Here is a 339-nt window from a genome sequence, read left to right on the forward strand (position 1 = left end):
AAAATGGAAAAATCGGAAAAAATCGAAAACGAACGTGGAAAAATCCCGAAAAATCACGGAAGGTGTGTTATTATGAAATATTTGAGGAGCACGTGTTTTTTTTTGGAAAACAATTTCAATTCGTACGTTTTTCGACGCATCTACGGAAACGGGGGACGGGGGCGGGAATAAGGGAAAATGTTGTTAAAACAACTCCAAATGTGTGAAATTCAGGAGCTAATCTCTACCGAGTGATCATTATATGTTCCCGACAACAAACCATTGATAAAACATCACGATGTTTAATTTTGCTCGTCGTGGCACATCGAGCAGCAACGCGTCCAGGCCATGTCCTGGCCA

1 protein-coding gene is annotated in these 339 nt (G+C 41.3%); it reads left to right on the top strand.

The window, feature by feature from the left end; genetic code table 11:
• Window positions 1-206: hypothetical protein (locus GOQ16_RS18595; protein WP_204987531.1), on the top strand; the 206-nt coding region annotated here is incomplete at its 5' end.
• Window positions 207-339: the final 133 nt, after the last annotated feature.

It is taken from the genome of Sphingobacterium bovisgrunnientis (genome assembly GCF_009829085.1).
GTDB lineage: Bacteria > Bacteroidota > Bacteroidia > Sphingobacteriales > Sphingobacteriaceae > Sphingobacterium > Sphingobacterium bovisgrunnientis.